The organism is Paenibacillus sp. GL_099_B, assembly GCF_057835695.1.
In genome coordinates, this window is sequence record NZ_CM174430.1 from 5114356 (window position 1) to 5135727 (window position 21372).

A 21372-nucleotide genomic window follows, 5' to 3' on the forward strand; every position below is an offset into this window, starting at 1 on the left:
GACATTACGCCCGTTCCGCTTTAAGTTCCTTACGCAGCCTCGAAGCAGTCTGATAGACGGCCTTCCAATCGTCTGCAGTTACAGAAGCTGGACTATACCGAGTCTGTTCAAACTTCGCTAAGAGTTCATGCAATGTCGCTGCTGCAGCTGGTTTCAGCTGGCTCCAGCGGGTTACCGATTCACGAAGTGTCTCATCCCCACTCCGGGTCAAGCCTTTGCGCTTCGCATAACGTATCCAGCGTTCGGTCTCTGCCACTACCTTTTGTTCAGGGGTTAGCGGTCCACCTGTCCGGAGACGAAGCACGAAGAATCGAAGCGAGAGGCGATTTCGCCAGAACATATAAGCCACCCACAATACGATGATGGCTCCCGCAGCCCAGATTACAAAAGTCGGGATGCTGGATGAAGCCTGCTCAGGCGCAGGAGTCTGCTCTTCCTCTTTTACCGGTTCCTCTTCAGGTTGTTCTTCAGGCTCATCTACCGGCTGTACATCCGGTTGTTCCGTAAGCAACGGCATGTCAAAGCCCGGCGTCGCTTCAACCGGAATCCATCCATACTCGCCAAAATAAACTTCAGCCCAAGAATGCGCATCTGCATTCGTTACAGTGTAAGTTGTCTCGATCTCAGCTCCAGGTTGGCGCGGGGCCTGCATGTCTGAATTCAGCGACAGCTGTCCAGGTGCGTACCCTTTCACCCAACGAGCAGGAATCCCTTCGGATCGCGCCATCATAACCAACGCAGTTGAGAAATAATCACAATACCCTTCACGAATGTCAAATAAAAATCCTTCAACAAAGTCACTGCTTACTTTTCGGGATAAATCCGGATTGTTTGTGTAATCAAAATTTTGTTGTAAATAGTTTTGCAGTAATGCCACTTTTTCATACGGCGTATTTGCCGATGCTGTAATTTCAGTGGCCAGGTCCGTCACCCGATCTGGGAATCTGGATGGCAGCTGCAGGTACATATCATCTGCCGGATTGCTCGTATACAGATCATCAAAAGATTTGGTACGAAGTTCATCTTCCACAATAACTGGCGCTTCCGATACAATCGTATACGTCTTCGGATATTGCGGTTGCTGACGGTCTGTTACGACATGAAGTTCTGCCTGCTCTGGATTCCATAACATCCGGTCCGAATTCGCCTCACCATTGACAGATGTGACTTTCGAGATGGAATAGGCTCCAAAGAGGATCGGATACAGGTTGTCATTCAACATCGTCACTTTCTGAGTGACTTGCTTGGTGGTTACATTTCCGGGTTCATCATTCTCCAGTGCTTGTCCCGCCTCAACATCCTCTGTCGCACCTCGTCCGCGATCATCCCAGCCTGTTCCCGTATACTCTGCCCGCGTCTCACCACGCCAGTAACTGCGCTCATTGGTAGTGACAGACATGACAGGTGTATAGTCGAAGTTAAATCCTCCGCCAAGCTGGTTGTCTTCCCTGCTGTATCCTGACTCGGTAGCTGCCGGAATGTCCAGTGTGCCGTTGCCTGTCTGACTCCCCGAACTTCCGGTGTAGTTACGCCACGCGGTATAAGGATCCGTCAAGGTAGGAGGAACTTCCGGCATATTCACACTGGCTACGATAATCAAAGAGAATATGATTGCAATGTTGGCCAGAATTTTGTAGGGATGTCGGATAATTCGCTTCCACCCTTGTGGATATTGCAGTTGGAAATTACGGAAGTGCTGACATACCAGCCATCCCATTCCTGCAAACATAACCCAGGCGATTTCAATCCAGAGTGGAAACTGGGTAAAGGAGTCGAGAATTCCCATCGAGATAATGTTAATGCCCAGAAAAACGAGAATTCGGCGCGTTGTAGTCACCAGGCGCAGGGCAGCTTCAAGCATCACCCACGCGCACAGGGAGAACCAGATGTAAGGTGCCAGGTGCAGCACAAATTGCTCTGTACGCTCCATTAACGTGCCGTAAGGAATATAAACGGTGTAATCGATTAATGTCTTATGCAAAATATATACAAGGACAACCGCCTTGATTATGGTTCGAATCATTATTTTGAAAGGCAGAATCACTTCCAGAATACTGACCGCTGCGAGCGTCCACAGCACCAATGAAGTGGTCTCGGTATACCAGGATTCCTGTGTGAATGATATCCACTGCATGCCAATCAGGAAAATCCAGAGCAACGAAGCCGCATGATACCAGGATCTTCTCCCCACTGTCAGCTCTTTGCCTTTAGTACTCATACACTACCTCCCCCCATAACCGTTGGAAGCTCCTGCAAATGGGAAACGGTAAAGGATCTTTTGCCTCTTCCGCGCAGCATCGCATTCCACTCGGAACTCCGGCGGAAATCAGTGGGTTCAATCAGAATATGACAAGGGGTCATCCCCCGTGTGTCAGCCCATCGGAGCAGTTCGAGAACTTTTTCATCTTTCTGGGGAGAAATCACTACAAAATACGCGCCTTGAGGAAACTGACGTGACATATTCTCGACACCGGGCAGCAGCCGATTCTCTTGGCCGTCATATTGGATATCTACCAGATGATGAATCATCTTCTGCCGCTCCATCGGACTTTCGCTGGGAGCAAAAAATGATGTTTTCTCCGACAGTGTCAGCAGCCCCATACCCATTCGTTCTCTTGTGCCATACTCCAGCAGCGAGGCAGCCGTGGACACAGCCAGTTCAAAGGCCTCACCATGTTCATAGCTGCCTGACAGCGCATCCAGCACCAGAATCGTTTTCGGCACCGACTCATGTTCAAATTCCTTGGACTTCCACGTTCCCGTCTTAGCCGTTGCATTCCAGTGAATGCGGGAAAGGCGATCGCCATAAACGTAGTCACGCACGCCGTTAATCTGGGTCGTTTCCCTGCGTGAGCGGGTCAAGGCCGTCTGTGGACCGGATAACCGTGATTTGCGATCATACAGCTGCCAGTACGGTATAAATACCGTCCGCGGCAGCACTCGGAATTCCCCTTTAGCTTTGAATGTTCCCCGATGCTCGATGAGACCAAAGATGTCCTCGCTGGCACATTCCGTTTCTGAAAAGACATACTTTCCCCGCTCCAGCGGTGGGGTCTGAAATGACAACTCACCATACCCTCGCATGCTCGGAATGAGGCTTTCTTTGAAAGACCAGGATTCACCGTTATGCCGATGCAGCATTTCGCGCACAACCACATAAGGAAGCGGCAAAAATCCCGGGATGTTCAGACTTAACTGCACCTGTACCTGGTCACCGGCATGCAGCAGCTCTTCATGATCCAGACCGGAAGAAAGCTTGCGCACGCCATGAGTACGCCGTACACCGCTAAAACCAGCAATCGCAAGGTAAACACAAAGCAGAGTCACCATCGACAGCAACATCAGGGAGGTCTTCCCGCCCTGGAACAAAACATACGCCAAACAGCACATCCACACCGCCGCGATGCTCCATACGCGGGGGTGGCGTATTCCCCTTCTGACTGTACTCAAAAGCGGCTTCATCAATTATTGCCCCATGGAGACGGGCACACGAACCTGCTGAAGTACGGAATTCAATACAGCCTCGGAGCTCATGCTGTCCAGTCTCGATTCGGGACGCAGCACAATCCGATGGGAGATGACATAAGGCGCCATCGTTTTCACGTCATCCGGAAGCACGTAGTCACGTTCCTGCAAAAAGGCAAAAGCCTTCACGGCCATCATAAATGAAATAGCTGCCCGCGGGCTGGCGCCCAGCAATACGGATGGGTGGGAGCGAGTTTTGCGAACCACATCAAGCAGATAATCCATGACCGGATCACCGATGAATACTTCCTTGATTTCCTGCTGAATGGCTGATATCTGATCCATATGGGTTACGGATTCAAGCCGATCAACAGGCTGACCTGACTGATGCTGCTTCAGCAGCGTTTTCTCGATATCCTTGTCGGGATAACCCAGACTTATTTTCAACATAAACCGGTCCAGTTGCGCTTCCGGCAATGTGTACGTTCCTTCAAAATCGATTGGATTCTGGGTTGCACAGAGCATAAATGGATGAGGCAGATCATACGTATCGCCATCTACCGTCACACTGCGTTCTTCCATGACTTCCAGCAAAGCGGACTGCGTTTTCGTTGTTGCCCGGTTAATCTCGTCTGCCAGCAAAATGTTGGTCATGACCGGACCGGGACGGAAGTAAAAGCGCTCGTCACGTGGATGGAACACGGATACTCCCGTAATATCACTTGGTAAAATATCAGGATTACATTGAATGCGGCGGTACTCTCCGCGCATGGATTTCGATAACGCTTTAACCAACTGCGTCTTGCCTGTTCCTGGTACGTCTTCAATCAGAACGTGTCCGCCTGCAAGCAAAGCTGTGAGCAAAAGTTGAATTTCAAAGGATTTTCCCATTATGCATGATTCCAGATTAGAACGAACTGCTGATATGATTTGGATCGACTCTTTGCGCACAGGCATGTGGTCTAACCTCCTAAAAAAGCATACAGATTTCCTTTTATTGTACATGATCCAAGGGCGCGAGTACACTCGAAGGAACTCATAATTTGTTTCCAGCCGTCAGATTCACCGCAGTTATCGCATGATTACGACAAAAAGAGGCTCGGATAGAAGTTATCCGAAGCCTCTACTGATTCCATATATAATGGTTAGCTCTGCCATGCTCTGTTACCCTTTGGGCCGAACCACCAATGCCGCGAGAAAAGAAAAGATAATCGCTGAGGAAATACCCGCCGCGGTCAAATCAAATATCCCCGTAATGACACCGATCCATCCCTCTTTCTCCAGTTCCGTCAATGCCCCGTGCACGAGGGAGTTACCAAAACTGGTAATGGGGATGGAAGCTCCTGCCCCTGCAAATTTGACGAGTGGATCATACAGCCCAAACGCATCCGCAACCGCACCAGCCACAACAAGTGTACTCATCGTATGTGCAGGAGTCAGTTTGACACCATCCATCAGAAGTTGTCCCACGACACATATCAACCCACCAACAATAAATGCCCATAAAAACTGCATCCTTTTATCCCTCCTTTTCTATGGCTACGGCATGCGCAATACAAGGAATGCTCTCGCCCTGCTGGTATGAAAGTGGAGACAACAATGCACCGGTAGCGACCACCAATACCTTATTGAGTTCACCCTTTTGCATCCGGTTCAAAATGTGACCGTAAGTCACGGTCGCTGAACATCCACAGCCGCTTCCTCCAGCCACAACCTGAGGCTGCTTTTCCAGGTTATATATCATCAGGCCACAATCATTGAAGACAGTTTGTTCCATCGGAACACCCTCTTTATGCAAAAGCTCTTTAACGATGGGCAACCCAACCGAAGCCAAATCACCTGTAACGATCAGATCATAATAACCCGGTTCCAGGCCTGTATCCCGGAAATGCGAAACAATGGTATCCGCTGCCGCAGGAGCCATCGCAGCCCCCATGTTAAACGGATCTTTGATACCCAAATCCATAATTCGGCCAATGGTCGCTTTGGTGACTACCGGGCCCTCACCAGTACGGGAGATGACACCACAACCAGAACCGGTGACCGTATACTGTGCATATGGCGGCTTCTGGGAACCATACTCTGTTGGATAACGAAATTGCTTTTCCACCGTACAGTTGTGACTCACCGTACCTGCCAGTACATAATCCCCTGCACCCGAATCCACAATAAGTGAGGCTAAAGCCAACGTTTCCATAGAAGTTGAACAAGCACCAAATACACCCAGATAAGGTACACCCAGCTTACGGGCCGAAAAGGAACTACTGATAATCTGATTCATCAGATCCCCGCCAACAAAGAACTGCAGCTCTTCCTTCGTGATATTCGCATTGATTAATGCCATTTGAGAAGCCTGTTCGAGAAGCTTACGCTCTGCCTTTTCCCAAGTCTTCTCCCCAATCTCCAAATTGTCATATACATAATCGAAGTCAGATACCAGAGGCCCTTGGCCTTCATCTGGCCCAACGACTGCCGATTTGCCAATAATCCGTGGACGGTTCTCAAATTGCCAGGTTTGTTGGCCCAAGCGTTTCATAAATGTCCACCTCCGAAGCCGAGAATGGCGTATACGATTCCCACGATAAAGGCAGCCACGACACCAAACACGATGACCGAGCCTGCCAGTTTGAACATGTTGGCACCAACCCCAAGCACCAGTCCCTCGGCACGATGCTCCAGTGCTGCCGAACACATGGAGTTGGCAAACCCGGTGACAGGTACAGCCGTCCCTGCACCCGCCCATTGCGCCATTTTATCGTAGACACCGAGACAAGTCAGGATGACTGAAATGAGGATCATGACCGCAACGGTTGGACTGGCAGCTTCTTTCGAAGTCATGTCAAACCCGGCCATAAACGCTTCCTGGATAGCCTGTCCAATGACGCAGATGAATCCGCCGACGAAGAATGCCTTAATACAGTTCGTCCAGATTGGACGGGCAGGCTCATGTTTTTTGGCGACTTTTTTATATTCCTGTTCACTGATGGACAGGGATGATGATGATTTTTTACTACTACCCTTAGTTTGAGCTGGCAAGATACAGAACCTCCCTTGTAATGAAAATGAGTCAACAGATGTGACTGCATGTACTGTGTGTAATCCTGTATTCATTGTTTGTTAAGGTTGGGAAAGTTATGTATCCGGCGAAAGACAGCATATGTTTCCAGCACGATGAAGCTGCCGAATGAGATGAGTCGCTCAGCGCCGGATCAGAGGTCTGTGAAATTTATAAATAAAGCAGAATGATCACGAGCAAAATAAAAAGGACGATACAAAGGATGGTTTCATTGCCTTCATCGGGTGGCGTCATCTATTGTCGCAGCTCCTTCCTGTTGTCAGGCAAGTGAAATAAGTGGCTCATTGGATACCTTATGGAATACTGGTTAAGCAAAACGGTTCCTTACTATATGCATATTCAATGCAGCTGCCTGGCGACTGTGCTTGGTGCGGATTTAATGGCCCGATGAATCATCAAACGAGCAAGCATTTATGCCTGAGATACGTGACATAACCATGGACAATTACTTGCGCAAGGTTCATACTGTAGTGTGACCAGTGGTTAAATAAAACGTTCTTCTCTTCCGAAGAACAACAGTCCGGCAGCCGTTCTGCTGAGACCTGATCTACATACAAGCAGAGGAGTTGTCGACACATGAATCAAAAAACGTTGGAAATGTTTCGTACGTTAACGGAATTCCCTTCCGTTTCAGGGTTTGAGCGCGAGCTTCGCGGATGGATGAAAGAACAAATGTCTCCTTATACGGATGAATTTGTCCAGGATCGCCTGGGTAGCCTTTTTGGTGTATTGCGAGGAGAGGAGTCCGGACCCAAAGTCATGGTTGCAGGTCACTTCGACGAAGTTGGCTTCATGACCACAGGTATTACGGAAACAGGCATGATCAAATTCCGCCCACTAGGTGGATGGTGGAGTCAGGCTGTACTGTCCCAACGTCTGGAACTCATCACTCCGGATCGCCGGATTCCAGGGGTTGTCGGTTCAACACCTACTCATCTTCTCGATGAATCCCAGCGCAATAAACCGGTTGATCTTAACCATATGTACTTGGATATTGGTGCGGATAACCGTGCAGAAGCAGAGTCTTGGGGCATTCATCCAGGCATGCAGATCGTGCCGATCTGTGAGTTCACACCGATGGCCAATCCGAAGAAAATTATGGCAAAAGCATGGGATAACCGTTACGGTGTCGGACTTGCACTTGAGCTGGTTGAAGCATTGCATAAAGAAAAATTGCCAAACACCCTATATTGCGGTGCAACAGTCCAAGAGGAACTGGGACTTCGTGGTGCACGCACGGCTGCCAATCTGATTGAACCGGATATTTTCTTTGCACTGGACTGCAGTGCCGCGAATGATATGACAGGAGACAAACAGTCATTCGGACATATTGGGCAAGGCGCTTTACTGCGTATCTTCGACCCGGGCATGTTCACCCATCGCGGTATTGTTGAATATGTTCAGGACACAGCGTCATCCAATCAAATCAAAATGCAATATTTCATCTCTCCTGGTGGTACAGATGCGGGAGCGGTGCATTTGAGCGGTATCGGTGTACCTTCAACGGTAATTGGCATCTGCGCTCGTTACATTCATACCTCTTCTTCCATTATTCATACGGATGACTATGATGCGGCAAAAGAGTTGCTGGTGAAGCTGGTGAAGGGTTTGGATCAGACGACACTGAACACGATTATCGGAAACGCGTAACTTCTTCTATAAAGAGATGTCCTGATTTTCAGGGCATCTTTTTTGATGTTCAGAACACTGAAATTCGTCCTAAAGATAAAGGGAAATGGAGATGTAGTGATGAATTGCAAAATGCCAGCCTCTGCATGAGCAGAAGCTGGCATGATTTGATTTACAGAAATAAAGGGGAGAACGCAATCCAGGCCAAAATAAGAGCCAGCACAATGCACACATTTTCCACAACGGCCCCATGTTTCGTGCCCGTACTCATGAGATTGATCCTTATACGCCATTTGAGTGGCGGCAATGGACGAATGCCGCGATTCGTCAACGAATCTGCCAATAGATGCATGACATAGGCTGTACCTCCGGCTACCCAGATCTCTGGCCCCTGCGAATGAGTTGTACTGTAGAGCAACCCAGTCCATACGGCAGTTCCATATAATGTGTGTGTCAATCCCCTGTGGGTTAACGTGGTACACAGCATTAACAGACTGCCAGCAATTAGATTCCATGGTGCAAATGCATGCCCATAGAATACAAGTCCCAATCCGATCGCAAACATCAACACTTTGCGCAGGGAACGGGATGGTAGGAATGATACCATCGCAATCAGAATGGCGAGCAGCAGATTCCATGGTTTCGCCTGAACATAGAAGTACACAAATACGGCGACAGGCAGCAGGATTGTCTGTAATAGCCGAATGAGGCTGTTCGGCAATGCCTTGGATACCAATAGCGAATTCGGTTCATCAATGTCTGGCAGCAGCGAACCGATCAGGGCCACGGTAACCGCCGGTGCAGTCACGGGCATACCGGCCAATTGCAAAACAGAGAGTGATACAGTGGTCCCGATAATCAGGTGGGATCTTCCCATCATGGTGCAAAAACTTCCTTTCGAAGAAATAGGGAACATAAACCGTCCACTCCAGATTTTACAACGAAAACAATATAAGAACAATAGTTCGCATTTCTCATTTCATTTTATAATGCTTCTATAGTCATTAGTGAAATTAATCACATTTTATGTCAGCGTTGAACGTTATGATTCAAATATAAACCACTAAAAATGATTGTAATGTAAAGTGTCCATTAAAGGAGGCATACACACATGAACGGAAATAAGGAAAAACTGGTTATCGTCGGAAACGGTATGGCAGGCATCAGTACAGTTGAACAAATTTTAAAATTGAGTTCCCGGTTCGACATTACCGTCTTTGGCACAGAGCCCTATCCCAATTACAACAGGATTATGCTGTCCTATGTATTGGAAGGCAGCAAAACAGTTGATGATATTGTGCTCAATGATCTGCATTGGTATGAAGATTATGGTATCACCCTCCATAAGGGTACAACCGTAACACGGATTGATTCCAAGACCCATGAAGTCGTAACTGCGGAAGGTGCACGCTTCCCTTATGACAAAGCCATCATCGCAACCGGCTCCAGCTCTTTCATTCTTCCCGTACCGGGTCATGATAAACAAGGAGTCGTCGGCTTCAGGGATATAGCGGATTGTAACGTCATGCTGGAAGCCGCGAAACAATATAAAAAAGCCGCTGTCATTGGAGGAGGTCTTCTCGGCCTCGAAGCTGCCAAAGGTTTGGTACAACTCGGCATGGAAGTCACTGTCGTGCATCTGATGGAGGATCTGATGGAACGCCAGCTTGACCCTCAGGCGTCCGCGATGTTAAAAGCCGAACTTGAGCGACAGGGCATCCGGTTCAAGATGGGCGCACAAACCGTAGAGCTTCTCGGTGGCGAACGGGTAGAAGGTATTCGTTTTGCGGACGATTCCGTGCTGAACACCGATTTTATTGTCATGGCCGTAGGCATCAAACCCAATACGGGTGTAGCCCGGGAAAGTGGCATGGAAGTTAACCGGGGCATTGTAGTGGATGACTATATGCAGACGTCACTGGATAACGTGTATTCCGTCGGAGAATGTACCGAACATCGCGGTGTATGCTACGGCCAAGTTGCCCCACTATTTGAACAGGGCATGATTCTGGCCAAACATATATGCGGTGTTGAGACAGCTCCTTATGAAGGTTCTGTGGTATCCACGAAATTGAAAATTTCGGGCGTAGACGTCTTTTCGACCGGTGAGTTTATCGACAGTCCCGAACATACAGTCATTGCACATAAAGACGACTGGAAACGCACATACAAAAAAATTCTGCTTCGGGATAATATCATGGTAGGCGCAGTACTCTTTGGTGATATTACGGATTCTGCCGAATTACAGAAATTGATTAAACAACAGGCTGAGATGACAGATGAACTGTATGCTTCACTGATGGGTACAGGCTGCGGTGGGCACAAAAAAGCCACATCCGTGGAAACCATGGCAGAAGATGAAATTGTCTGTGGATGTAACGGGGTAACCAAAGGAACCATTGTCGATGCCATTACGAATGAGGGATTGACCAGCGTAGACGAAATCAAAGCCTGTACGGGTGCAACCCGCTCCTGCGGCGGCTGCAAACCGGTTGTTGAACAGATTTTGCAATATGTGCTTGGAGACAACTTTACAGCGGGTGCCAAACAGGGAATCTGCGGCTGCACCTCCCTCAACCGGGATGAAATCGTAGCCGAGATCAGACAAACAGGATTGCAAACGACCAAAGAGGTCATGCATGTTCTGGGTTGGAGTCAACCCGAAGGGTGTTCCAAATGCCGCCCGGCCATTAACTATTACCTTGGCATGATTGCACCAGATACCCATGTGGATGAAAAGGAATCTCGTTTTGTCAACGAACGTATGAACGCCAATATTCAAAAAGACGGCACGTATACGGTTGTACCGCGCATGTATGGCGGAGTCACAACTCCGGAAGACTTGAAACGCATTGCCGACATTTCGGTCAAATACGATGTAAAAGCCGTCAAAGTGACTGGAGGTCAGCGGCTGGACCTGATTGGAGTCAAAAAAGAAGATCTGCCCAAAGTTTGGGCTGAATTGGATATGCCTTCAGGCTATGCTTACGCCAAATCGCTGCGTACGGTCAAAACATGTGTCGGCTCACAATTTTGCCGCTTCGGCACGCAGGATTCCATGGCGATGGGCGCTCTGCTAGAGCGCAAGTTCGAACGTCTGGATCTGCCTGCCAAGTTCAAATATGCCGTGAACGGTTGCCCTCGTAACTGTGCGGAGTCGTGTACGAAAGATATAGGTATCGTGGGCAATGACGGCGGCTGGGAAATATTTATTGGAGGCAACGGTGGCATCAAGGCCAGACTGGCTGACTCCCTGTGTAAGGTCAAGACAGATGAAGAATTAGTTGAGCTTTGTGGAGCGATCATGCAGCATTATCGGGAGACAGCCAACTACCTGGAGCGGACTTCCGAATGGGTGGAACGTGTGGGCCTGGAGCACATTCGGGCCGTTGTTGTCGATGACGTGAAAGAGCGCAAGGCGCTTATGGAACGAATCGAATTCGCTCTTGAGAAAGTGGAGGATCCTTGGAAAAAAGCACTGCGTAACAAGGAAGGCCAGAACAAACTTTTCCATGGCATAGAAGTTTCTGCTCGCCCATAGTCCTCTGTCTCGGGCTTTATGATATATATTGATCCTGTAACGTAATCTGAAAATGAAGGAGATGTTCATATGACAACACAGCAATCTGCCATCTACTATCCTGCCGGAGAGATCGAAGAATTTCTGCCGCAGATTGGTAGAGTGGTTGAGATCAAAGACCATGAACTAGCTGTATTTCGCACCTCAGATGGCACCATCTTTGCTGCAGCAAATAGAAATCCTCATCCCAAGGGTGGACCGCTGGCAGAAGGGATTGTCTCCGGGTATTATCTATACGATCCACTGTATGATTGGAAAATCGACCTAAACACCGGTCTTGTGCAGGCCCCCGATCAGGGACAAGTGCAGATGTATCTCGTGAAGATCGAGAACGGGCAGGTCTGGGTCGCTTTATAGCTATATAAGATTTTCAATGTCAACGACAGATGCACCATAATGGGGGAAATCGTCATGTATATACAACAAATGTTGAAGGAATTATTGAAGCAGCGGTTAAAAAACGAGATCAAATGAACGCAAGCCTGCCACGTTACATGGTTGCCGCTTTGATGGCTGGCGCATATGTAGGCCTTGGCATCATTCTGATATTCAGTATCGGTGCCCCACTGCAGATGATGCTGATGGGCATGTCTTTTGGACTCGCCCTCACACTCGTCATCTTTGCCGGATCGGAGCTGTTTACAGGTAACAATATGTTCTTCACAATGAGTACACTAGCTGGCCGGACTACTGTTCGCGATACACTCAAAAACTGGGGACTTGTCTTCCTTGGCAACCTGATCGGTGCCGTTCTGCTCAGTCTGCTCATTGTGGGAAGCGGTCTCTTCAAGACGGCGACACCGGAACATCTGCTGTTTGTCGTTTCTGCCAAAAAGATGGCCGCTCCCGTTAGCGAACTTTTCTTCCGTGGCATTCTATGTAACTGGCTGGTCTGTCTGGCGATCTGGATGGCGGCCCGTTCAAAAGAAGATATTGCCAAACTCGTCCTCATCTGGTGGTGTCTGTACGCCTTTATCGCGAGTGGATATGAGCACAGCGTCGCCAACATGACCTTGCTCTCCTTGTCCTGGCTGTTGCCAAACCACCCAGATACGATTACTCTGGCAGGCTGGATGCATAACATGATTCCGGTCACACTCGGTAATATTATCGGCGGTGCGCTGTTTGTAGGTATGGCGTACTGGTTTGTTTCGCCCGTGAGGAAGAAAGGCTGACTCGGCTAATCATGTAGTTCACATGCCTTGAGGCATCATACAGCAGGTGTCCAGAATAACGCCATAGTTCATTTAGCTTCATCGGTGCGAATCAACTTTTTCAACGCATCTTCACCACCATTGTTCCTTCGGCTTATCTTCCGAAGGAAATGGTGGTTTTTGCTCCCCCCACTCCACACTCCCCAGACAGCTGCTCAGCATTTTTTTACATTCCATGCATACATCGTTAATCTACGGTTAATATAACTGGAGTATAGTCGGTTTATATATCCACCCAAACTTACAAAGGATGATCGCTTATATGGGAATTCACACGTACTTTAGGTCACTCAACGATCTCGAACGCATTATTCGTACCCCAGGAAAATTCAAGTTCGAGGAACACAGCGTATCCGCCCACTCTTGGAAAGTCGTGCAATATGCCAAAACACTTGCCGATATTGAGGAACAGCATGGCGTCGCCATCGATTGGAAGAAGCTATATGAAATCACCAGCAGTCATGATTATGGCGAAATCTTTATCGGTGATATCAAAACGCCAGTCAAACATTATTCACTAGAGCTTCGTTCGATGCTGCAGCAGGTGGAAGAAGGCATGGTTGAGCATTTTATTAACGAAAATATTCCTGAAGAGTTCCAGCCGATTTTCCGCAGACAGCTGCGTGAAGGTAAAGACAATTCTGTCGAAGGACTTATTCTGGAGGTGGCCGACAAAATGGATCAGGTGTACGAAGCGTTTGCTGAACTGCAACGTGGCAATACAGAAAAGGAATTTATCGTGATGTACCGATACGCCCTGATCAAAATCAAAAATATTGACCTCCACTGTGTACACTATTTCCTCGAGCATATCCTCCCCGACATTATTGAGGAAGGTAACCGCTCCCCATTTGATATCCGCCAAATCACGGAAGACGCTTTGTCACAATAATCAGCTCCAGTCATCGTGGTTCTTCAAAAACCATGGACAGGGCTTTTTTTCGTTATTGTAACCTTTGGCGATACTCGCTTGGATACAGTCCTGTCTTGTTTTTAAAGATACGGCTAAAATAATGGGAATCACTATATCCCACCGCTTTACCTACTGTCTTGATATCCATATCTTCAAAGGCCGCGAGCAAGCGTTTTGCTTCGTTGATTCGAAGCCCTGTCATGTATTTGAGCGGGGTTTCACCCGTCACCTTTTTGAAACACTTCCCGAGGTAATCTACACTAAAATGCATCTGTCCTGCCATGTCCTGCAACGTAATTTCATGCATATAGTTCTGTTTCAGATACAACTTAACTGCCTCTGCAATATCCTCCGGCTTCACCTGTTCATCCAGCATTGCACTGACATGTGCCAGCAAATCCTCTGCACTGCCAAGCTTTAATTCCATCGCATCCAGTAGCGACCGAAGCTGTTCTTCAGTGAGGGGTTTAAGCAGATAATCCTCCACTTTGTAACTGATCGCCTGACGTGCAAACTCAAACTCATGGTGGCCGCTCAGGATCACAATCTTGACATGGGGATAGGCAAAATACAGATGTTTCGCCAGTTCCAATCCATTCATGACGGGCATCTGAATATCGGTAACGACCAGATCAGGCACCGTATGTTCAATCAGTTCCAATGCTTCCTGTCCATTTCTAGCTTCACCTATAACCTCAAACCTTGTGCCCAGCTCGCTGAATTTCCGGGATACGTTGCGGCGAATTAACGCCTCATCTTCCACAATAATGGTTCTATATGTCATCACCATGAGTTTTAACTGTGCTCCTTTCGAATGGAACCGCCAATCGAAATACTGACGCCGCCAGAAGGTTTATTCGAAATATGCATATGTGCCGCGGAACCATACCATAATTTGAGTCTGATCCAGATGTTTTTCAAACCCATCCCGTTGATCTCAAGTTCTGGCATACGCTCCCATTCCTGTGATTGTTGTATGTACTGTTGGATGAGCGCGAGCGCCTCGGGTTCCATGCCAGGTCCGTTGTCTTCGACTGTCATTTCCCAGGTCTCCTGCAAGGTGTCCAGCTCTCCAATGATATGCAGCTTCCAGGGTGGTGTATCACGTAGTCCATATTTCATGACATTTTCCAGCAAAGGCTGAATTAGCAGCATGGGGACCTGAAGATTTTTCATCGAGTCAGGAACATGGAATTCATAAAGCAGATCATCTTCGAACCGAATTTTCATACAATCCAAATACCGCTCACAGTAGTCGATTTCTTTTTCCAATGGAACACCGCTTTTGTTCGGAGCCGAGATGTAACGCAGCATGGATGCAATGTGACCACAGAACGCAACGATCTGTTCATTCATGCCCTCCTCTGCCATAATGCTGATGTTCGTAATGTTGTTATAAAGAAAGTGAGGGTTCATCTGGGACTGCAAAGCCAACAACCTGGCATCCGTTTCCTGAGATTTGATCGCCAGCATGTCCTGGAAGGACTGAACTAGCTGTTGATTCAACTGGATAAAGGTATCATTCAACTCATCCATCTCACGGATGGAACCCGGATATTCCAACTTGAACAACTGACCAGAGTCCTGACCCGTAGTCAGATCGTGGACGCCAGTTTTCTGAATAATGCGCTGCAAACGATGGAGCGGTAAAGTAACACGTTTGGAGATCAGGTATGAGAGGAGCAGAATAAGAATCAAGGTAGCTAAAGTAGCCCCCATGAATAGAAGAGCCATGCGATTCAGATTCGCAAACAGAGATTGTTTCGACTGCATCACGATAACCGTCCATCCTGTCTCCTGCGAGCTCGTGTAGGTCATCATTTGCTTCGAATTTCCATCGGGATCTACAACTTCTTGCATCGTTCCTGGTGGATAGTGATCGTTTCGAATCAAGTTAACAACGTCAGAATTGATTGCTGTTAGCGGATGTTCATTGGACAAAAAAGGATATAAAAGCTCATTACGTTCATTCAATACATAGACGCTCAGATCTTCGTTCCCCGCTTGCACATCGTTCAAATGCTGGAACAGGGTTCCGGCATCCTGCAAAATTTCCACCACTCCTTGGGAGACATAATTTCCACCCTTATACACCCGGGTAAGGGAGAGATATTGTTGGCCTGATTCCCCCTGCCCTGTTGGCATCGGTAATGCCCCACCATCGAGTAAACTTATGACACGCCAGCCATTGCGCGCCCACGTTTCCTCGTACCACGGTCTTTGGGTCAGATCTACGGACAACTGGCCATTGAACGCACCGGCACCCAGCATTTTACCGTTCACATCATAGATATTGGCTTGTTTGGCTGTGTTGGAGCTGCTAATGATCGCCAGAATGACATCAATCAGCGTTGTTGTATCTTTGTAAAACGCCGGGTCACTCGCCAACGTCTGTTCATTGTCCTCCGCTGGAGATAAATAGTGACTGAAGTGCTCCTTGACCAGATTGGAATATACGATGTTCATGGAGAAATTATTCATTTTGACGATTTCCTGATCCAGATTGCTCACCATCGAGTTCCCCATCTGTTTCTGCTGTTCGGCACTTCGACTACGAATGTCATTGGCAAGAAAAACATACAAGAGGCTGGCCACAATCAATGAAAAAACAATAAATACCGCAGAGTAGTAGGCAAACAGGCTTTGCTGAAGCGTTCTGAATCGGTACTTAACCATCTCACACCTCGTTATCGGATGATGTCTTGCAACTTACTCGAAAATGTCCACCCAACAGAACGCTTTTGTCTATTGAGCGCATTCTTCGTTCCGCGTAAAGTTATCCACATAAGAATACGCTTACATGAAGCGTTTCGGCAAGAGCTATTATTCTTTATTCCATGGGAGGTTCATTGATGAGAAAACGATTTCTATTATCCTTCGTAGGTGGGCTGTTGCTGTCCAGCCTGCTTCTTGCCGGGTGCAACTCCGGTGAAAGTTCCAAAGGTTCAGGCAGGGTAACACTAACGTTCGGAACAAGCCAGAGCGGCATTCCACGTACGGGTATCATGCAAACGATGGCTAAAGAATATGAGCAGGAAACGGGTGTGAAAATTGACTTTCAGGTGGTCCCTGATGCCCAGTGGCGTGACTTGATTAAGGTGAAGCTCGCCTCCGGTGAGGCTCCTGATATTTTCAATGTCGATGTGGATCCACTTAGCATGCCTGCCAACGTAAGACCTGAGGAAAATGCAATTGATCTGACCAATGAGGAATTTACAGGACGCATGTCCGAAGAGATTTTACCAACGGTTAGCTATAAAGAGAAGGTGTATGGGGTTTCTTTTGCACCATCGAAAATATGGTATGTGTACTATAACAAAAGCATCTTTGAACAGCTCGGCATCCAGCCGCCAACGTCCTACGCCGAGTTCAAGGCGATCAGCCAGAAAATCAAGGATAAGGACATCATTCCGTTCTATCAGGCGCCTGCCAGCGGATGGTATCAGGTACTGCCTTTATTCGAAACTGGTCCAAACTATGAGCAAGCTACGCCGGGAACGTACGAGAAGCTGAACAACAATGAGATGAAGGTCGCGGATTTGACGCAGCTCAAGACGGTCATTGAACAATTGAAGGAATTTGCGGATCTTGGTTACTTCGGCAAGGATTTTCTGTCCAATACGGTCGAGGCTGGCATTGAAGCCTTTGGTCAGGAGAAAGCAGCGATGTTGCTTCGAGTCCCGGGCACCGAAAAGGAAGTGTCTGAGGCCTATCCGGACATGAAGGACAACATGGGATTTTTCGTGATGCCATGGGGCGATAACCAGACGATTGGTGTGAATCCGGGCGGTTCGGCTGCGATGTTTGGCAACAAAAACAGCAAGCACCCGGAAGAGGTACTGAATTTTTTCCGGTGGATTACGGAGCATGATCATCTGCAGCGTGTATTCGATGGTGGTGAAGGCAATCTGACCATCTGCTGGCCCGAAATCGAACCGAAGCTGACACAGGATTACATCGATTATGAGAAAAATCATGAGAAAGGCACGGTCATGCAGGCAGCTGTGAAGTACATTGATCCGCAATGGATGGATATCGGTAAAGATCTTTCCGGTATGTTCGCCGGAGCGATGACCCCTGATCAGATTCTGCAAAATATTGATAAACGCCGGGCTGAACAAGCCAAAGTGCTGAAGGATGAGGCGTGGCAATAATAGCGCAATATATCAGGTAAACTTAAACACTGAACAGCGTTACATGCAGCGGGCCTTGCCCGCTCATGTATTTTGGCAGGAAGGAAAGGTGTTACAAGTTATGAATGTGAACAAGATTTATCCTTGGTATTTCTCATCCGGAGCGATTGTGCTGTATCTGCTGTTCATCGTCGCTCCCGCCCTGCTGGGCATCTATTATTCCTTCACTGATTGGAACAGCTACAGTTCGGAGAAAAACTTTATTGGTCTGGAGCATTTCCGAACCATTCTGGCGGGTGATCCAACGTATTTACTTTTTATTAAGAATACAGTCCTTTTCACTCTGATTACTTCGTTTGCCAAGACGGTTCTGGGCCTATTCCTAGCTCTGTTACTCGTCAGCGGTGTGAAAGCCGCCAATCTGCATCGCATGATCATATTTTCACCCCAAGTACTTTCGTTCCTGATTGTCGGCCTGGTCTTCAAAAGCCTGCTCGATCCCAACAACGGCTTCGTTAACGTGACGCTGCGTTCGCTGGGTCTGGACGTTCTGGCCCAGAACTGGCTGGGCTCCCTGACCTGGGCGATGCCATCTATTATGGCGGTGGATACGTGGAAAGGCATGGGGTACATTATGGTGCTGTTCATTGCTGGACTGCTCGCAATTCCTCGGGATTATTATGAAGCGGCATCGATTGACGGTGCCGGCTTCTGGCAGAAGCTGTTTCGAATCACGATTCCGATGCTGATGCCCACGATCACCATCGCTACGGTGCTCAATATTACGTATGGGCTGCGGGTATTTGATGCGGTGTATGTACTGACCAATGGCGGACCGGGCAACGCGACTGATGTGATTAACACAGCGGTATATTCCTCTTTTGCTAAAGGCTATTGGGGACTTGGCAGTGCATTATCCACGATTCTGTTTGTCATTATGGCTGTCATCTCCTTCTTCATCATCCGCTTGATGAACCGAAAGGTGGAATACTAGATGCGTGTGAAAAAACGGCTGGTTTCAATCGGGTTAAATGTACTCGCTTGGCTTCTTAGCCTGGTGGTCCTGATTCCTTTTGTCGTCATTGTTCTGAATTCATTCAAGTCCGATGCCGAAGCCAAAGTATTGAAACTGACCCTACCCGAGAAGTTCATCTTTGAAAATTATAAAATCGTCTATGAGCAGGGACACTTGGGTGGTTCCTTTTTCAACAGTCTGCTGCATTCAACTACTTCTTCCCTACTGCTGGTGTTTGTTGTGGCGTTCTCTGCCTTCACGTTATCACGAAATTATTCGAAGTTAAGCAAGTTCCTATATTTCTTTCTCATTCTGGGCATTACGCTGCCATTAAACTACATTCCATTAATGGAGGTCATGAAGTCGCTGGGCATGATTAATTCGCATGTGGGCATGATTCTGCTCTATACCGCGATGGGTATTCCGATCTCGCTATTCATCACATATGCGTTTGTATCCAATATTCCAAAAGAACTGGATGAAGCAGCGATCATGGACGGATGCAACGGGATCAAGCTGTTTCTCCGAATTATTGTGCCTTTGTTAACCTCTGTACTGGTTACGGTATTTGTTCTTAATTTCCTGAGTGTCTGGAATGAGTTTACTGCCCCGCTCTACATGCTCAATACCGTCGAGATGTGGCCGATGACGCTCGCTGTCTATAACTTCTTCGGACAATTCAGTGCTCAGTGGAATCTGGTCAGTGCGGATATTGTACTTACGTCCCTACCTGTATTGATTGTGTTCCTGATTGGGCAAAAATATATTGTGGGTGGTCTGACTTCAGGGGCGGTTAAGGGTTGAGATGTATCCAAAATGATAATTCAATACACCGGGCTACTTTGAAATTCATCATTGACATCGCGTTTATTTGTAACTATTATAGTTACAACGGTGGTGATCATCCATGAAACAAATCAGCAGTCGCTTTTCCATTGCGGTTCATACGCTGTCCCTGGTCGCTGTTGTGCCCAATGAGTGCACGGGAGATTTTATCGCCAAAAGCGTGAATACCAATCCCGTCATTATTCGGCGCATTATGTCCAAGCTGAAACAGGCCGGCCTGATTGAGGTCAGACCCGGTGTCGGCGGTGCCTCTTTGTTAAAGGACCCTGCGGACATTACCCTTTTGGATATATATCATGCGCTTGAGGTTGTGGAGGATGGCGAGTTGTTTAACTTCCACAAGCATCCAAACCCCAATTGTCCGGTTGGCAGCATGATCGAACAAACCTTGCGTGCCGAACTTATTGAGGCTCAGCTAGCTATGGAGCAGCGTTTGAAACGTGTAACGATACAACAGATGATGGATCAGGTTCACGTCTCTGAATAAAAAAAGCTCATTACGAGCTTTTTTTAAACCTTTCGTTGTAATCACACCTGTTATAACACATACGATTACATCCATTCATGTAGATTGACATTTCACATTAGTGTCGACACAAAACATACCTTATAGGAGGAAAATACAATGAAAATTTTAGTTACTGGAGCAACAGGTCATTTGGGTTCACTAGTCGTAGAGGCTCTGTTACAAACGGTATCTGCTGGGGATTTGGCTGTAAGTGTACGCAACCCGGAGAAAGCGGAAGCATTGCGCGCTCAAGGTGTTGACGTTCGTCACGGTGATTTCGATCAGCCGGAAACGCTGGAAAAAGCATTTGCAGGGGTAGATCGGCTGCTGCTGATCTCCACAGACGGTGACAATGAAACCCGAATTCGCCAACATCAAGCTGCAGTAGACGCTGCCAAAAAGGCAAGCGTTGGATTCATCGCTTATACCAGCGTTGTGAATGCGGAGAAAAACACCCTTTCACTGGCTGAAGTGCATCGCGCCACAGAACAGGCTATCCGTGAATCTGGCATTCCTTATTCCTTCCTGCGCAACAACTGGTACCTGGAAAATGAAGCAGGCAGCGTTCAAGCAGCTTCCCAGGGCGCACCTTGGGTGCATGCAACTAACGCCAGCCAAGTGGGCTGGGCTACTCGCAGTGATTATGCGCATGCTGCCGCTGCAGTACTGACAGGTGAGGGACATGAGAATTCAGTATATGAGTTGTCTGGTAAACTTCGTACTCAAGCTGAGCTTGCAGCCATCGTTGGGGAAGTGCTTGGACAGGATATCAATGTGAAAAACGTAGACGATGCTGCTTACGCTGACATTATGAAAAGTGCAGGTCTGCCTGACTTTGTAGTCTCCATGCTCGTTGATATGCAAAGTGCTATCCGTGAAGGCGCATTGGCTGTAGAGAGCGATACATTAGAAAAATTGCTTGGCCGTCCGGCTCAACCATTGAGTGAGGGTGTTAAAGCGATTTTGGGCAAGTAATTTTAAATAGAAGATAAT

General features: G+C 47.8%; 19 protein-coding genes. 10 read left to right on the forward strand and 9 right to left on the reverse strand.

Going from position 1 to position 21372, the window contains the following annotated elements; all coding sequences use genetic code 11:
* Positions 1-4: 4 nt before the first annotated feature.
* The 6 genes from AC3ITG_RS23265 to spoVAC form a co-directional block, all read right to left on the reverse strand.
* Positions 5-2218, reverse strand: a complete 2214-nt coding sequence (locus AC3ITG_RS23265) for a transglutaminase TgpA family protein (protein ID WP_489251473.1) — start codon at positions 2216-2218, stop codon at positions 5-7.
* Positions 2215-3450: a DUF58 domain-containing protein gene (locus AC3ITG_RS23270; protein ID WP_489254518.1), complete on the reverse strand. Its 1236-nt coding sequence runs from the start codon at positions 3448-3450 to the stop codon at positions 2215-2217. Before AC3ITG_RS23270 ends, AC3ITG_RS23265 begins: the two co-directional genes overlap by 4 nt.
* A 15-nt stretch (positions 3451-3465) precedes the next feature.
* A complete protein-coding gene (locus AC3ITG_RS23275) occupies positions 3466-4422 on the reverse strand; it encodes an AAA family ATPase (RefSeq protein WP_053781313.1) in 957 nt (318 codons plus the stop codon).
* Positions 4423-4629: 207 nt separating this feature from the next.
* Entirely contained in the window at positions 4630-4980 is a 351-nt protein-coding gene (gene spoVAE, locus AC3ITG_RS23280; protein WP_053781314.1) for a stage V sporulation protein AE, read from the reverse strand.
* Between the two features lie 4 nt (positions 4981-4984).
* Positions 4985-6001, reverse strand: a complete 1017-nt coding sequence (gene spoVAD / locus AC3ITG_RS23285; protein ID WP_413372738.1) for a stage V sporulation protein AD — start codon at positions 5999-6001, stop codon at positions 4985-4987.
* On the reverse strand, positions 5998-6501 hold the full coding sequence (gene spoVAC / locus AC3ITG_RS23290; RefSeq protein ID WP_063567264.1) for a stage V sporulation protein AC: 504 nt from the start codon (positions 6499-6501) through the stop codon (positions 5998-6000). The genes spoVAD and spoVAC overlap by 4 nt, the downstream gene beginning before the upstream one ends.
* Before the next feature lie 616 nt (positions 6502-7117).
* Here spoVAC and AC3ITG_RS23295 point away from each other — a divergent pair.
* Positions 7118-8191: a M42 family metallopeptidase gene (locus tag AC3ITG_RS23295; protein WP_489251474.1), complete on the forward strand. Its 1074-nt coding sequence runs from the start codon at positions 7118-7120 to the stop codon at positions 8189-8191.
* A 151-nt stretch (positions 8192-8342) separates the two neighbouring features.
* Here the strand turns inward: AC3ITG_RS23295 and AC3ITG_RS23300 are convergent, their stop codons facing one another.
* Positions 8343-9050: a metal-dependent hydrolase gene (locus tag AC3ITG_RS23300; RefSeq protein WP_489251475.1), complete on the reverse strand. Its 708-nt coding sequence runs from the start codon at positions 9048-9050 to the stop codon at positions 8343-8345.
* A gap of 231 nt (positions 9051-9281) precedes the next feature.
* Between AC3ITG_RS23300 and nirB the strand changes: the two genes are divergently transcribed.
* From nirB to AC3ITG_RS23320, 4 genes are all read left to right on the forward strand, one after another.
* Positions 9282-11711 (forward strand): nitrite reductase large subunit NirB, encoded by a 2430-nt coding sequence (gene nirB, locus AC3ITG_RS23305; RefSeq protein WP_489251476.1) that lies wholly within the window; start codon positions 9282-9284, stop codon positions 11709-11711.
* A 69-nt stretch (positions 11712-11780) separates the two neighbouring features.
* On the forward strand, positions 11781-12107 hold the full coding sequence (gene nirD / locus AC3ITG_RS23310; RefSeq protein ID WP_489251477.1) for a nitrite reductase small subunit NirD: 327 nt from the start codon (positions 11781-11783) through the stop codon (positions 12105-12107).
* A 29-nt stretch (positions 12108-12136) separates the two neighbouring features.
* Positions 12137-12925 (forward strand): formate/nitrite transporter family protein, encoded by a 789-nt coding sequence (locus tag AC3ITG_RS23315; protein WP_489251478.1) that lies wholly within the window; start codon positions 12137-12139, stop codon positions 12923-12925.
* A 301-nt stretch (positions 12926-13226) separates the two neighbouring features.
* Complete coding sequence (locus AC3ITG_RS23320) at positions 13227-13856, forward strand: YfbR-like 5'-deoxynucleotidase (RefSeq protein ID WP_064636321.1); 630 nt, start codon at positions 13227-13229, stop codon at positions 13854-13856.
* Positions 13857-13908: 52 nt separating this feature from the next.
* Here AC3ITG_RS23320 and AC3ITG_RS23325 read toward each other — a convergent pair whose 3' ends face one another.
* Positions 13909-14667: a response regulator transcription factor gene (locus tag AC3ITG_RS23325; RefSeq protein WP_489251479.1), complete on the reverse strand. Its 759-nt coding sequence runs from the start codon at positions 14665-14667 to the stop codon at positions 13909-13911.
* Positions 14668-14672: 5 nt separating this feature from the next.
* The gene (locus tag AC3ITG_RS23330; protein WP_489251480.1) at positions 14673-16553 is read right to left on the reverse strand and encodes a cache domain-containing sensor histidine kinase; all 1881 of its coding nucleotides are present in this window, start codon (positions 16551-16553) and stop codon (positions 14673-14675) included.
* Positions 16554-16729: 176 nt separating this feature from the next.
* On the opposite strand from AC3ITG_RS23330, the gene AC3ITG_RS23335 reads away from it, so the two are divergent.
* The 5 genes from AC3ITG_RS23335 (at position 16730) to AC3ITG_RS23355 (ending at position 21354) form a co-directional block, all read left to right on the forward strand.
* The gene (locus AC3ITG_RS23335) at positions 16730-18031 is read left to right on the forward strand and encodes an ABC transporter substrate-binding protein (protein ID WP_489251481.1); all 1302 of its coding nucleotides are present in this window, start codon (positions 16730-16732) and stop codon (positions 18029-18031) included.
* Between the two features lie 100 nt (positions 18032-18131).
* A complete protein-coding gene (locus AC3ITG_RS23340; protein ID WP_489251482.1) occupies positions 18132-19004 on the forward strand; it encodes a carbohydrate ABC transporter permease in 873 nt (290 codons plus the stop codon).
* A complete protein-coding gene (locus AC3ITG_RS23345; protein WP_489251483.1) occupies positions 19005-19829 on the forward strand; it encodes a carbohydrate ABC transporter permease in 825 nt (274 codons plus the stop codon).
* Between the two features lie 103 nt (positions 19830-19932).
* Positions 19933-20358 (forward strand): Rrf2 family transcriptional regulator, encoded by a 426-nt coding sequence (locus AC3ITG_RS23350; protein ID WP_489251484.1) that lies wholly within the window; start codon positions 19933-19935, stop codon positions 20356-20358.
* Positions 20359-20496: 138 nt separating this feature from the next.
* On the forward strand, positions 20497-21354 hold the full coding sequence (locus AC3ITG_RS23355; RefSeq protein ID WP_449006795.1) for an SDR family oxidoreductase: 858 nt from the start codon (positions 20497-20499) through the stop codon (positions 21352-21354).
* Positions 21355-21372: the final 18 nt, after the last annotated feature.